The sequence below is a fragment of the Alteromonas sp. MB-3u-76 genome (assembly GCF_002831605.1).
GTDB lineage: Bacteria > Pseudomonadota > Gammaproteobacteria > Enterobacterales > Alteromonadaceae > Alteromonas > Alteromonas hispanica.
Map to the genome: position 1 here is coordinate 1987964 of NZ_CP025115.1, position 13307 is coordinate 2001270.

Genomic DNA, 13307 nt, shown 5'->3' on the forward strand with positions numbered 1-13307 from the left:
CTTACGTTAAAACGGACCGAGCATGTACCGAGTTTTCGTAGTTAAAACTAGAACGGGCTTATGCTATGGGGGTCTAAGCAATCTAGAAGGAGGAGACCGTAGTAAATCACCTTCGAATAATGAGAAAACATAATCAAATGACTTAATTTTGTAGTGATAATTGCCGGTCAGTAGCCAAATTGTAAAACAATTTCCATGAGAACAATCGCAAGATCCTGTGCAGCACTCCTCATGACAGCTCTCATCAACATTATCTTCAATGTGCATTTGAACATGCAGCTTTGCTTGTTCAATTTCCGGTGTTCCCTTCATGGATGAGATGTTGCCAGTACCTTCACTTTCGCAACCCAATACAGATGAACCATAAGTCACACTTGCAATAAGCATCAAGCACTTGATAAGTGTACTTAAAGCTATTGTCGTGTGGTCGTCGTGAGTCATCTAAATTTACAATCCTTTAATAGCTGCAATTCGACACAGTGTAAAAATTACCTATCCGCGCATAACATTTACAGCGTCAGATGGCTTATGCCGTTTGCTTAGTATGTATTTACGGTTTACCTAAGACAATCCAATATTTGTGCCATAAGTTCTTTAATACGTGATATTGCTGTTACAATTATCAATCAATAAGCTGAATAAAGTAACGATTTTCATTCGTCGGAAAATACGGATTACAATTTAGTGTGAGATTACTTCTACTAAAATCAGAATGTGGAAAAGAGTTATGCAGACCTCAGTTACCTATCTATATAACAGTAAGATCATTTTCTTTTGCGGCTAAGATAAAGCTTCTCTGCGGTAATTATCAGAAACAAGCCCGCTAATGACGTCCAAATTACGATGCTATCCGTTTTCACCTTAACGACGATGAAAGCTATCAGTACAATTAAATCTAATGTAATGGCGGTTAACAGTATAAACCGGTTGGCAGAAATTTCTTTACGCAGGTAGTTTAGTACGCCCCAGTGAATCGCAATATCCATCAGCAGATAGAAAATCACACCCAAAGAAGCGATTCTGCTTAAATCAAAAAATATCGTTAACGTCATAGCAAGGACTATTGTATATACCAGCGTGTGTTTTTGGATATTTCCTGGCATACCAAAATGGCTGTGTGGTACAAGCTCCATGTCAGTTAGCATCGCTAACATACGCGATACAGCGAATACACTTGCGATGACGCCTGACACGGTAGCAATTATCGCAAAACCGACTGTTATCCAAAGTCCATATTGTCCGAAGGCTGGTTTTGCTGCTTCTGCCAATGCATAATCGCGCGCTGCGACGATCTCCTGGATTGATAGGTTTGTTCCAACTGCTGCGGCAACTAATAGGTATATGAAAATACAAATCGCAATTGAAATGACTATTGCGCGACCCACGTTTTTACGTGGATTTTCGATTTCACCGCCACTATTTGTTATCGTAGTAAAACCTTTAAATGCCAATACGGCTAGCGCGACGGCCCCCAGAAAGTCAACAAACGAAGCGTCGGTCGTTTGAACAAAAGTCTCAACAACCCCTCTTTGGGCCGCATATATTCCTCCAGCCGCTAACACCGCCAATCCTAAAGCTTTGGCGATTCCCATTACAAATGAAATAGATTGGATAGCCTTGTTACTCATAATGTTTATGAAAAAGGCAAAGATCAATACTGCTACACCTAATGCTGGGACTAACCACTCGTTGGGTTTTGTATCAATTATTTGTACGGTATATTGACCAAATGTCCGCGCAACTAGGCTTTCATTAATTACCATTGAAAAGTACATGAGTAATGCAAAAACCGCAGTGGCAGTCCCCTTGCCATAAGCTTTTTGTAAAAACATGGCAATCCCTCCTGCAGAAGGATAAGCATTGGATAACTTCACGTAGGAATACGCGCTTGCTGATGTGATCATTGCCGCTATGATAAAGGCTAATGGGAACCACTCGCGGGCCAATTCAGCCACTTGTCCGGTCAAAGCAAAGATACCTGCACCGATCATGACACCTGTACCCATTGCAACCGCGCCAATAAGACTGAGACTTCCTTCTTTGTAATTTGACTTGTGTTGGTGCTTCCTCACAACCTCACTCCATAGTTTATGAATCCAATTAAAGGCTTATAATTCGTGCGCTCGGTTAATACCATGTGCCATTATTTTAATCTCTTGTTGTTCGGTTTCTAAAATAGAATCAAGTAGTTCTATTTGATGCCCAACGACCATTTGCTTCCTTAGATACGAAAATAATTCGATAATTTGTTGATGGCGCTTCATAACGTGCTCTATGACCTGTTCATAAGTAGTGCAATCATCTAGGTTAGGCGGACACAGTAAAGGTATGTCAGGCTTATCGTTTATGTACTCAACAAAATAAGTATCCAATTCTCCGGTTTTACCTAAGTTTTTGAAGGCTAAGATCAGCTTACTTAGGTGGTTTTCATGCATTGCGAGATAATCGAGTACAAGTTTGTTCAAATCTGTCTTCTTACAACAGCAATACAGTTGTTCAGCGAGAGCCTTATGGTAATTAGCTGTCCACTCTAAAATGTCACTGAATTGCTCAATTTGCATTTGTTTTTCCTCGAAATAACGATAACTGCTAAGTTAGGATACCGAACATAAGTAATTAACTCATGACGCTGCTATTACTGGTTGATTACATGTTTGTAATATTCCTCATGAATAATATTCTGGAGCAGCAATTGTCGAGCAGTTGATTAGAAAACCAAAAGCTAAATCTTTCACTTAAAAGGCTGAAAAAGCTGCGAGATATAATTTTGTGGGTAATTAGGTTGACTACCAATTCCTAGCTCCCCATCACGTGGTGAGGGTCGTTCATTAGAATTGGTGACGAAAGTGCCAAGGAGGTGATCCCATAAATGTGTAAACAACCCAAAATTAACGTCACCTTTGGTACCGTCTTTTACGTGATGATGTCGGTGACCTGGAGCAACAGCCCAAACATATTTTAGCGGGCCAAGCCGCATATCAACGTTAGAGTGTTGCAACAGCAACTGTATGGCAGCAATAAACCCTAACAATGCGCCTATTTCTAAGGGCATACCTATCAAAAGTAATGGGAGTGTACCTGCACTTAGTTCAATCGCTTGGTGAAGGGGATGCTTCAATAGCCCATTAAACCCATACATTCGTTTGATGCTATGATGAACCGCGTGTAAGCGCCAAAGCACTTTGTATTTATGACTAAAATAATGTGCCATCGTTATCCCAAAGTCAGCGACGATGATGGCAAAGCCAAGTTGTACTAGTAGTGGCCAATGGTGTGGCCAAATACTGAAGTGGGGCACTATCGCGGTCATTATTGGGATAAACGCGACCGTGAGAGCCAAAGAGCCTTCATTGACAATGGCATGCACTATATCTCGCCCGAAATCGCCCTGCGGTGTATTCCATGCTTTTTCATATGGTAACCATTTCTCAGCTGCAAAAGATACGACGATGGCGAATAAAAGCAGGGGTATAAGCCAAGCTGCAGATCCTGTGTTTTGGGAGATACTGGATGCAGCAAAGATAAAGCTTAAAAAAATAATGGGCTGAACATCCATTGGACCAACGTTCTCATAGTATTTACACATTCGCGTTTTTATTGATGCGTATATTATTCCCTAGTCAAACTTAATTCGGCTTGTATCAAACGGCTAATTACTGTGAATTTTAATGGTGTGCGGTTTGAATAACGAGGAAGGTGCAAATCCAAACAGCTGTTTAAACGTTTTACTCATATGAGGTAAATCAGAAAAACCCGAAGCATGGGCAGCCTCAGTCAATGTTGCTGACTTACTCAGTTGTTCTATTGCGGCGCGCACACGCCACCAGACAATAAAACGACTAATAGGTATACCCACTTCTTGCTTAAAAAGATGTGTTAGACGACTTGGGGACAAGAAAACCTTCGATGATAAAAACGCCATATCGATTGCACAACCTCTCTGCGAAGCAATAATGTCGATGACCGCTCGTACCCGTTTATTCTCAGGGCGCGATGAAAGCGCAGGACTATAGACTAGCCCTACCGCTTTATTTACTGTTTTCCACACTTTGTCGATATCGACGTCAGTAAATAGATGCTTAGAAATGTATCCCAATTCTTTACCAGTAAGCGGCAGAGTATTAATTCCATCACTCCTGGTTTGACGCAAGGCAGTGAGAAATTGTTGGTTATGCCTATCCTCAGGCTCTAAATAGATGACTACAATTTGATCATCCTGCGCAAAAAGCTTGTGAGGGACATCTTCGAAAATCACAATACATTGTCCGGTGTGAATACTTTGTGCCTTGTAATCTTGAACCGAGATGTCTTTGTCTAAACCAATGCAAATTTGGACAGCATGATGTGCATGAACATCATTATCAGGACTGATTCCGATGTAAATCGCTTTGTAGGGCCACAAATGAATATGCATGGCTGACTCAGTATCAAAAGTTCAGGCTATTGATTTTTGCCTTATAAATCTACACAAATGACGAATGTTAGCCGATAGATACAAGTTAAGGTGAGCGCGCACAGTGAAACTGTGTGCTTCTTACACTTTTAAGTGTGTAAATAATTTAAAATGCCACAGTCCCTAATGGTTTTGTTTTGATCACACTTTGACGCCATATTTTCGAGTGATGACTTTAATGCGTTTAGCTCTTCAATGCGAATAATGACGTCTGATAAATGCTTAGCTATTAACGTATTGATATTTGAACAGCTCTGATCTGGCTTCGAACGACTGTCCATGAGCGTTTTTACTTCCATGATAGACATATCTAATGAACGACACTGTTTAATAAATAGGAGTTGTTCAATAGTCCCCTTGTCGTAGACACGATAATTTCCACTTGAGCGCTTGAGCTCAGGCAATAGCCCTTTCTTTTCATAAAAACGAATGGTCTGAATACTACAACCTGTCGTCTTTGCGACATCACCAATTTTCATTTTTTACTCCTAACCGTTGACTCTATACCAAGTATAGACTTTATACTCATACTATTCATCAGTAAAGAGTGTGTTTCTAATGAGCGGATGTGGGTGCGAAGTTGAAATAAAAGACCAGTCTCAACGACAGGTTTTGTATTGGCTTTTGGGAATAAACGCGACAATGTTTGTTATAGAAATGGGGATCGGGTTGCTTGCTGATTCAACCGCATTAATAGCCGATTCACTTGATATGCTCGCCGACGCAGTTGTCTATGGTGTTGCCCTTTATGCAATTGGTAAATCGCTATTACACAAAGCCAATGCGGCTAGAATTAGCGGCTTTTTTCAGATGGCACTGGGTGTGTTGATTATCATTGATATTGTAAGACGGTCAATTTACGGTAGCGAACCTGTATCGGGACTAATGATGGCTATGGGGGCAGTTGCACTGGTTGCTAATGTCATTTGTCTTGTGATCATACGCAAACAAAGAAATGAAGAAGTGCATATGCGGGCAAGCTGGATATTTTCAGCCAACGATGTTATTGCCAACTTAGGTGTTATCTTTGCTGGCGTTTTGGTGTTTTGGCTCGATTCTCGATGGCCTGATCTGGTTATCGGTGTGATAGTTTCGTGCGTTGTGTTGCGCGGGGCAAAAATGATCCTCGAAGATGCTGGAAATGAAAGACAGCGAGCGCTTAATGCGCAAAGTTGATAAGAAAATGCCAATTTTTAATTGCACATCAAAACTGCGTAGGTTGGCATGGCTACTTATTACTTTGCTCATGTGTCAATCGGGCTTTTCGTTCGCCGCTCAATGCGATGACTACCCTGCGGAGGTATCGTCAGTCCCTGAACAATCAAAGTCGATAGGCACTTATGATGTTCCCGAAAAAAATGTAAATGCTGGTGATAATACGTCGAGTGAAGAGTCTAAGTGTGTCCATTGTGTGCTGTGTCAATGTGGACAGATGAAGCTTCTGGCACAACACCCAATAAATGACGTATCTAAACCGTTATATACCAATCAATACAGTTATTCCCGCAACGTCACTGACGGCCTAGTCGAAGGCCTTTTGCGCCCACCTCAACATTAATCCATTCCCTCCTATATGTTTGCATGGGTGCTTTCCATGTATGTCGTTATCTTATGAACAAAAGGTTCTTTTATGAGTTCTTCACGCCCATTGGGCATAAAAAAAGCTAGCTCAGCGTATCTGAAATTGATATCTGCTGCACTGGTAACCATGAGCATATCTGTTCAATCTGCCAATGCGCAAAAGTCTTCAATCACGCTTGAAAATGCGCTCAAACGCACATTATCAAACAACCCAGATTTAGTTGTGTTCGAATTTAAATCTTCGGCTTTGGATGGTGAATCAAAAATGGCCAGCTTACGACCTGAAATGTCTGTTGGGGTTGAAGTTGAAAATGTGTTGGGAACAGGCGAAGTGTCTGGTATCAAAAATGCCGAATTGACACTGACCTTATCGTCGGTCATCGAGCTTGGAGATAAAGTCAGCGGCCGAATGAATGTGGTGAGTTCAAAAAAAGCACAACTGCTTACACAACGGCGCATTCGTACGCTGGACATCTTGGGTGAAACAACTCGACGATATATCAATGTCATTGTCCAACAAGCGTTGCACAAGACTGAGCAACGAGCTGAAATGCTGGCTCGCACAATGCTTCAGACAGTCTCTACACGGGTTGAAGCGGGGGCTTCTTCACCACTTGAGAAAAAACGTGCAGAGTCAGCGTTGTCGCAGGCGCGTTTGTCGTTATTGATAAGTGAACAAAAACTCAATGAGTATAAACGCGACCTGGCCATCATGTGGGGTGACACTAACGCTGCGTTTGCGGAAGTTGAAGGGACACTGTTATCGTTTCCAAATTCACTATCACTTGAACATATGCTTTCACAGCTTCAAAGCAATCCACACGTTCTGCTTTATGCTGATAACTATCGGGTACAAGAGGCCAGATTGAGAGTGGTTCAGGCCAGTCAGCAGTTCGACATTGCGTGGGAAGCCGGTATCCGAAGAATGCAGGGAATTGATGACACAGCGTTAGTCGCCAGTATTTCGGTGCCGTTAAATACCAAGCAGCGGAATCTAGGTGAATACGAACAACAGCGCGCATTGCTTGACAGTATAGACTATCAAAAACAAGCGAAAATTCGTGAACTCACTCGCCAATTAAATCAAGTCATTAGCGCAAAAGACCAAGCCTTGCTCACTGTTACGACCCTTCAAGACAATGTCGTCCCAACATTAGAATCTGCATTGAAATTGGCGCGGGATGGCTATGAAAGTGGTCGCTACAACTATATAGAGTGGGTGACAACGCAACAGCAACTCATAGATATGCAACGAACTATGATAAAAGCCGCAGGCTTAGTTCACCTTCGAAGCGCAGATCTGGAAGCACTTACAGGTCTTCCAATTTTTACGACGTCCCCTTCGACTTCTGCTCAATCATCACAATGAATAGAGAAAAAATAATGAATAAATCACAATTTACATTAGTTACTAGCGCACGTGACTTGCTTGGCATGTTAGTCATGCTAGTTACTTTACTGTTTGCTTCTGTCGCCCTGGCTGATGATGACGATGAGGAAGCCGAAGAAAGACCCGAGTACGTAGTGTTATCTCAAGAACGGATGCTTGAACACGATATCGTGACTGCATCGGCCGCATCAGGAACATTATCGCTCACAACCAGAACCTTTGGGCGGATAGTTCATGATCCTGCGTCACTGAGTCATATTCGTGCCCGCTTCGACGGTGTTGTAAAACGTATCATGGTGAATATTGGAGATAAAGTAGAAAAAGGTGACACGCTGGCAATCATTGAGTCAAACGAGAGTTTAAATCAATACTCAATCACCTCACCGATGTCTGGAAAAATCATAGCTAGACACGCCAATGATGGTGAGCTCACCAACGGTCAAGTGCTGCTTTCTGTTGCTAATTACTCTCGCGCAATTGCTCAATTGGCTATTTTCCCCAAACAACGTACTCATATTGCCGCTGATATGGAAGTCACTTTAAGGCTTGAGGAATTGCAGCAACAATCAAGTATAAGCCACATTACGTCCTCACCAGATGACAAACCCTATTCTATCGCGTTTGTGAACGTTAATAATGGCAGTGGTTATTGGCCTTTAGGCGCTATGGTAGAGGGTAATATTCAGATTGGTTTCCAAGAAGTCAATCTGGCACTCCCCAAAAGTTCAATACAAGAGTTAGATGGGCAAACCATTGTTTTTGTCAAAGAAGGGGAACGATTTTACCCCCGCCAAGTAAAACTTGGGAACACGGACAACCGTTTAGTAGAGATTGTGAAGGGCGTGCAAATAGGCCAGCAAGTCGTTGTAGAAAATAGCTATCTACTAAAAGCTGATTTATTAAAAATGGAGGCGGGCGATGATGACTAATTACTTGCGCATTTATTGTCAAAAGCAAAGCCAAGTCCATAAAAACGGTGAGGTGAGAGCATGATTGCACGAATACTCCGTCTATCCATTGAGCGCCGTGGTGTCATGATGTTGTTCGCCTTGTTTGTCGCCTTTTTTGGTATGTACAGTTACAAACAACTGCCGATTGATGCTGTGCCTGATATCACCAACGTGCAAGTGCAGATAAATACCGCAACCCCAGGTTACTCGCCTTTGGAGACTGAGCAACGCATAACGTTTATAGTTGAAACCTCGCTGGCCGGTTTGCCTAATTTATCGTATACCCGCTCGATATCACGCTATGGCTTGTCGCAAGTCACAGTCGTGTTTAAAGAGGGCACCGATTTATATTTCGCACGAAATCTCGTCAACGAGCGTCTCACCGCCATCGCGGCGCAATTGCCAACAGGGTTAACCCCTGAAATGGGCCCTATCGCCACAGGCTTGGGTGAAATTTACATGTACTCGTTAAGTGCTGAGCCTCAGGCGCGACAGGACAACGGTCAACCCTATGATGCTATGGCATTAAGGGAGATCCATGATTGGGTAGTTAAGCCCCAATTGTCGCTTGTTGAGGGGGTGACCGAGGTTTATGCGGTAGGCGGATTTGAAAAGCAATATCATGTGAATCCTAATCCAGTCGCAATGATAAACTTTGGGATAAGTACAGGTGACCTTCTCAGTGCGCTAGAACGCAACAATGCGAATCAAGGCGCTGGTTTTGTAGAACAAAATGGGCAACAAGTACTGATCAGATCGGAAGCCCAACTGAAGGGCATCGACGATATCGGCCAAGTGGTTGTTAAGATCATTGATGGCGTACCGGTAAAAATTCAAGACATCGCCCAAATCAACCTCGGTAAAGAGCTGCGCTCTGGAGCCGGCACGTTAAATGGCCAAGAAACAGTGATTGGCACGACAATGATGTTAGTGGGAGAAAACTCTCGTACGGTCGCCAAAGCTGTGGACAGTAAGCTCGAAACCATTAAAACAAGCTTACCCGAGGGCGTTATCCTTGAAGCGGTTTACGATAGAACAAGCCTCGTTGACAAAACCATCGACACAGTACAAAAAAACCTCGTCGAGGGCGCTTTACTTGTCATCGTTGTGCTATTCGTTTTGCTTGGGAATGTGCGAGCTGCACTTATTACAGCCGCTGTAATACCCCTGGCAATGCTTGCCACGATATCGGGTATGGTCAAAACCGATGTGTCTGCTAACTTAATGAGTTTAGGCGCACTGGATTTTGGCTTGATTGTCGATGGCGCAGTTATCATTGTTGAAAACTGTATCAGACGATTATCCGAATCCCAGAAACAAAACGGCGCTACTCTACCGCTCAAAGAAAGGCTGAATGTTGTTTATGAAGCCACTAATGAAGTCATACGCCCCAGTTTGTTTGGTGTATTGATCATTACCATTGTTTATATCCCCTTGTTCACGCTCACTGGCGTCGAAGGTAAAATGTTCCACCCCATGGCAGCGACCGTGATAATGGCTTTGCTTGCCGCAATGGTATTTTGTTTTACCGTAGTGCCTGCGGCGATAGCAATTTTCATGAGAGGTAAAATTAGCGAAAAAGAAAGCCCAATTATTAAAGGTGCAAAGGCAGTCTATCGTCCTGTTTTAACCGGAGCGCTGCGTTTTAGATGGCTAGTGGTAGTAGCAGCGAGTGCTTTGGTTGTCGGCAGTTTATGGATGGGCAGTAAATTAGGCTCCGAGTTTATTCCCCAGCTCAATGAAGGTGATATCTTAGTACAAGCCATTAGGATCCCTGGGACAGGGGTAGAACAAGCAGTTGAAATGCAAAAAACTCTTGAAGCGAAACTTATGCAGTATGAGCAAGTACAGACGGTATTCGGTCGCACGGGTACGGGTGAGGTCGCCACCGACCCTATGCCACCAAACATTACTGATACGTTTGTTATTTTAAAGCCTAGGGAGCAATGGCCCGATCCATCAATGACAAAAGCTGAGTTAGTGAAAACGTTTGAAGAGGACTTGTTTACTTTGCCCGGCAATAATTATGAATTTACGCAACCTATACAAATGCGTTTTAACGAATTGATTAGTGGCGTAAGGGCAGATTTGGGGATAAAGCTATTTGGGGATGACTTAGATACGCTCTTTGCATCTGCTTCTGACATTTTGACCGTTATTTCAACGATTGAAGGAGCTGATGACGCGAGGCTTGAGCAGGTAGAAGGCATTCCAATCTTCACCGTCACACCAAAGCCTGATCAATTGGCACGCTTTGGTTTGGATATAGCCGACTTGCAGTTATGGCTCAATGCTGCGACAGGTGGAGAAACCGCTGGAATGATTTTTGAAGGCGACAGACGCTTTGAGATTGTCGTGCGATATGGCGACGACATTCGAAATGAACTCACTCAGCTTGAGAGCGTTCCCATCGTCACGCCCTCTGGTGAGCATGTACCGATAAGCGAATTAGCCACACTGGCATTTAAAGAAGTACCTAGCCAAATAAGCCGGGAAAATGGCAAACGTAGTATTGTTGTCACAGCAAATGTGCGTGACAGAGATATTGGTTCTTTTGTCGAAGAAGCGAAAGCGAGGATAAAAAATGAAGTCAATTTGCCAGCTGGATACTGGCTTGATTATGGTGGCACCTTTGAGCAGCTTGAAAGTGCAAGCCAACGCTTGACTATTGTAGTACCTGTCACCTTATTTGTGATTGTGACTATGTTGGTAATTGCGTTTGGCTCAATACGTGACGCTTTAATTATTTTCACTGGCGTCCCGTTGGCACTGACGGGTGGTGTTATGGCGCTTTGGTTACGGGGTATGCCATTGTCGATATCTGCTTCAGTAGGATTTATTGCCTTGTCAGGAATTGCAGTGCTCAATGGTTTGGTGATGTTGTCGTTTATCAAGCAACGTTTGTTGGAAACGGGCGAATTGATGAACAGCATCGTTGAAGGCGCACTTATTCGTTTGCGGCCAGTATTGATGACGGCACTAGTGGCAAGCCTCGGATTTGTACCCATGGCGCTGAATACAGGTATTGGTGCAGAAGTACAAAGACCGTTGGCCACTGTTGTGATAGGCGGCATTGTATCATCGACACTACTGACGCTTGTCATTCTTCCGGTTCTTTATCGCATAGTATATGCAAAACGAGAAGGTGTTCTTAATTAGAGTAGATGAAGTAATCAGAACTTGTCATTGATTACTTCACCTTTTTGCTTGATAAAACATTATAAACGTATATTCTAACTTGCATTAATATGTGTGTATAGGTATATTGGAATATATGAATATAAAAGAAATGCGACGGTCTGCCGAAGTAGCATCGGAACTAATGAAAATTTTATCGAACGAAAATCGACTTATGATCCTGTGTCAATTAGTCGATGGTGAAAAATCCGTGGGTGAATTAGTTGAATTATTGGACTTAAACCAACCCACCGTATCACAACAGTTATCTAGAATGAAAAACCAAGGGCTTGTCAGTTATAGAAAAAATGCGCAGACAGTGTATTACTCACTCAAAGGTGAAGCGGCGCAAAAAGTGATCACAGTGCTTTATGAGCTCTATTGTGAATAGCCAAACATAGATACGTAAATAAGAACGATGTATCCCGATAGGTACGTCAATAACGAACGTTTTTAAGTAGAAAGGTAGAGAGGTTATATGAAAAATTTAATAGTAAAGAGCGGCTTATTGATAACGTCTATAAGCACCAGTAGTGTAGCTTGGGCTCAGCAAACAGGTCGGTATTATGACCATAATATGATGTGGGGTGGTAGCGTTTATGGTTGGCTTTTTGGCGTCTTTATGATGCTTTTGTTTATCGCGTTGGGTACCGCTGTGGTGATGCTAGTTGTGAAAGCGCTTGGAGGTCATAAAAAACAATCCGTGTCTACACAATACGACGAAAACACCGATGCGATAAGTATTCTGAAGAAACGGTTCGCAATGGGTGAAATTGATAAAGACGAGTTTGAGCGAACGAAGATATTGTTGGAGCAATAAATTTTAAAATACTGTAAGTGGTTGTTATACCACATGTGCAACGACAACAACGGTGAATTGAAATGAGTAAGTTACAGATAAAAGCATTTTTTGATGATGAGACCAAAACTGTGACCTATGTGGTTTTCGACCGATTAACAAAGGATGCAGCCATTATCGATCCTGTATTTGATTTTAACATGGCATCAGGTGAATTGAGCACGGACAGTGCAGATACTCTGATCCAGTTTATTAACGAAAGTACACTTAATTTAAATTGGATTTTAGAGACGCATGCGCATGCAGACCACATTACATCGGCAACCTATTTGCAACAAAAGTGCGGTGGGAAAATAGGGATTGGTGAACATATCAAGGATGTACACGATGCGTTTGGAGAAACGTTCAACTGTAAAGAACAGCTCACCTGCAATATTGAGCTGTTTGATTGTCTATTCAAAGATGGCGATGTTATTGAACTGGGGCAATTCAATATAGCCGTTATCCATACGCCTGGCCATACACCTGCCTGCGTTAGCTACAAAATAGAAGATAATGTTTTTGTTGGAGATACGCTATTTATGCCGGACTTCGGGACAGCAAGAGCAGACTTCCCGGGTGGTGACGCCAAAACGCTGTATCGCTCAATACAGCGAATACTATCGTTACCTGATGATACTAAAATTTACGTCGGCCATGACTATAAATCACCAGATCGAGCAAAATATGCATGGGAATCCACGGTAGCAGAACAAAAACGTGGTAACGTTCATGTTAGAGACGGAAAGTCTGAACGTGAGTTCGTTCAAATGCGCTCGGATAGAGATGCCGAGTTAGCTGTCCCTAAATTGTTATTTCCATCCATTCAGTTAAATATTCGTGCTGGAACACTCCCCATCGCTGAAGATAACGGTATCGCTTATGTGAAGGTACCGTTAAGCATGACTAAAGGCTAAT

At 42.7% G+C, this 13307-nt stretch carries 14 protein-coding genes; 8 read left to right on the plus strand and 6 right to left on the minus strand.

The annotated features are described in order from the left end of the window. Positions 1-63 precede the first annotated feature (63 nt). From CW735_RS19730 to cadR, 6 genes are all read right to left on the minus strand, one after another. The gene (locus tag CW735_RS19730; RefSeq protein WP_100971739.1) at positions 64-441 is read right to left on the minus strand and encodes a hypothetical protein; all 378 of its coding nucleotides are present in this window, start codon (positions 439-441) and stop codon (positions 64-66) included. A 323-nt stretch (positions 442-764) separates the two neighbouring features. After that, positions 765-2006 carry an APC family permease gene (locus tag CW735_RS08790; RefSeq protein WP_442857508.1) on the minus strand — a complete coding sequence of 414 codons (1242 nt, stop codon included), beginning with the start codon at positions 2004-2006 and terminating at the stop codon, positions 765-767. Positions 2007-2108: 102 nt separating this feature from the next. Beyond that, positions 2109-2561, minus strand: coding sequence for a hypothetical protein (locus CW735_RS08795; RefSeq protein WP_071980006.1), 453 nt, complete (start codon positions 2559-2561; stop codon positions 2109-2111). 170 nt (positions 2562-2731) lie between these two features. After that, positions 2732-3586, minus strand: a complete 855-nt coding sequence (locus CW735_RS08800) for a sterol desaturase family protein (protein ID WP_198521000.1) — start codon at positions 3584-3586, stop codon at positions 2732-2734. Between the two features lie 63 nt (positions 3587-3649). Continuing rightward, on the minus strand, positions 3650-4414 hold the full coding sequence (locus CW735_RS08805; RefSeq protein WP_100971741.1) for a helix-turn-helix transcriptional regulator: 765 nt from the start codon (positions 4412-4414) through the stop codon (positions 3650-3652). Between the two features lie 128 nt (positions 4415-4542). Further along, positions 4543-4932 (minus strand): Cd(II)/Pb(II)-responsive transcriptional regulator, encoded by a 390-nt coding sequence (gene cadR, locus CW735_RS08810; protein ID WP_004588587.1) that lies wholly within the window; start codon positions 4930-4932, stop codon positions 4543-4545. Between the two features lie 79 nt (positions 4933-5011). Here cadR and CW735_RS08815 point away from each other — a divergent pair, with 79 nt between their 5' ends. The 8 genes from CW735_RS08815 to CW735_RS08850 all read left to right on the plus strand — a co-directional run bounded on the left by CW735_RS08815 (position 5012) and on the right by CW735_RS08850 (position 13306). Continuing rightward, the gene (locus tag CW735_RS08815; protein WP_015065928.1) at positions 5012-5629 is read left to right on the plus strand and encodes a cation transporter; all 618 of its coding nucleotides are present in this window, start codon (positions 5012-5014) and stop codon (positions 5627-5629) included. Then, positions 5616-6011: a hypothetical protein gene (locus CW735_RS08820; RefSeq protein ID WP_100971743.1), complete on the plus strand. Its 396-nt coding sequence runs from the start codon at positions 5616-5618 to the stop codon at positions 6009-6011. Before CW735_RS08815 ends, CW735_RS08820 begins: the two co-directional genes overlap by 14 nt. A gap of 72 nt (positions 6012-6083) precedes the next feature. Beyond that, positions 6084-7403 carry a TolC family protein gene (locus CW735_RS08825; RefSeq protein WP_100971745.1) on the plus strand — a complete coding sequence of 440 codons (1320 nt, stop codon included), beginning with the start codon at positions 6084-6086 and terminating at the stop codon, positions 7401-7403. Positions 7404-7417: 14 nt separating this feature from the next. Beyond that, the gene (locus CW735_RS08830; protein WP_100971747.1) at positions 7418-8353 is read left to right on the plus strand and encodes an efflux RND transporter periplasmic adaptor subunit; all 936 of its coding nucleotides are present in this window, start codon (positions 7418-7420) and stop codon (positions 8351-8353) included. Positions 8354-8413: 60 nt separating this feature from the next. Then, a complete protein-coding gene (locus CW735_RS08835; RefSeq protein WP_100971749.1) occupies positions 8414-11533 on the plus strand; it encodes an efflux RND transporter permease subunit in 3120 nt (1039 codons plus the stop codon). A 115-nt stretch (positions 11534-11648) separates the two neighbouring features. Continuing rightward, positions 11649-11942 (plus strand): ArsR/SmtB family transcription factor, encoded by a 294-nt coding sequence (locus tag CW735_RS08840; RefSeq protein ID WP_020746017.1) that lies wholly within the window; start codon positions 11649-11651, stop codon positions 11940-11942. Between the two features lie 87 nt (positions 11943-12029). Then, positions 12030-12371: an SHOCT domain-containing protein gene (locus tag CW735_RS08845; RefSeq protein ID WP_020746018.1), complete on the plus strand. Its 342-nt coding sequence runs from the start codon at positions 12030-12032 to the stop codon at positions 12369-12371. 62 nt (positions 12372-12433) lie between these two features. After that, on the plus strand, positions 12434-13306 hold the full coding sequence (locus tag CW735_RS08850) for an MBL fold metallo-hydrolase (RefSeq protein ID WP_100971751.1): 873 nt from the start codon (positions 12434-12436) through the stop codon (positions 13304-13306). Position 13307: the final 1 nt, after the last annotated feature.

Excerpts from the sequence above, each read along its gene's own strand:
- CW735_RS08830 (WP_100971747.1), top strand. The coding sequence starts at position 7,418 with ATGAATAAATCACAATTTACATTAGTTACTAGCGCACGTGACTTGCTT.
- CW735_RS19730 (WP_100971739.1), bottom strand. The coding sequence starts at position 441 with ATGACTCACGACGACCACACGACAATAGCTTTAAGTACACTTATCAAG.
- CW735_RS08795 (WP_071980006.1), bottom strand. The coding sequence starts at position 2,561 with ATGCAAATTGAGCAATTCAGTGACATTTTAGAGTGGACAGCTAATTAC.
- CW735_RS08805 (WP_100971741.1), bottom strand. The coding sequence starts at position 4,414 with ATGCATATTCATTTGTGGCCCTACAAAGCGATTTACATCGGAATCAGT.
- cadR (WP_004588587.1), bottom strand. The coding sequence starts at position 4,932 with ATGAAAATTGGTGATGTCGCAAAGACGACAGGTTGTAGTATTCAGACC.
- CW735_RS08815 (WP_015065928.1), top strand. The coding sequence starts at position 5,012 with ATGAGCGGATGTGGGTGCGAAGTTGAAATAAAAGACCAGTCTCAACGA.
- CW735_RS08790 (WP_442857508.1), bottom strand. The coding sequence starts at position 2,006 with ATGGGTACAGGTGTCATGATCGGTGCAGGTATCTTTGCTTTGACCGGA.
- CW735_RS08800 (WP_198521000.1), bottom strand. The coding sequence starts at position 3,586 with ATGTGTAAATACTATGAGAACGTTGGTCCAATGGATGTTCAGCCCATT.
- CW735_RS08825 (WP_100971745.1), top strand. The coding sequence starts at position 6,084 with ATGAGTTCTTCACGCCCATTGGGCATAAAAAAAGCTAGCTCAGCGTAT.
- CW735_RS08835 (WP_100971749.1), top strand. The coding sequence starts at position 8,414 with ATGATTGCACGAATACTCCGTCTATCCATTGAGCGCCGTGGTGTCATG.
- CW735_RS08840 (WP_020746017.1), top strand. The coding sequence starts at position 11,649 with ATGAATATAAAAGAAATGCGACGGTCTGCCGAAGTAGCATCGGAACTA.
- CW735_RS08845 (WP_020746018.1), top strand. The coding sequence starts at position 12,030 with ATGAAAAATTTAATAGTAAAGAGCGGCTTATTGATAACGTCTATAAGC.
- CW735_RS08820 (WP_100971743.1), top strand. The coding sequence starts at position 5,616 with ATGCGCAAAGTTGATAAGAAAATGCCAATTTTTAATTGCACATCAAAA.
- CW735_RS08850 (WP_100971751.1), top strand. The coding sequence starts at position 12,434 with ATGAGTAAGTTACAGATAAAAGCATTTTTTGATGATGAGACCAAAACT.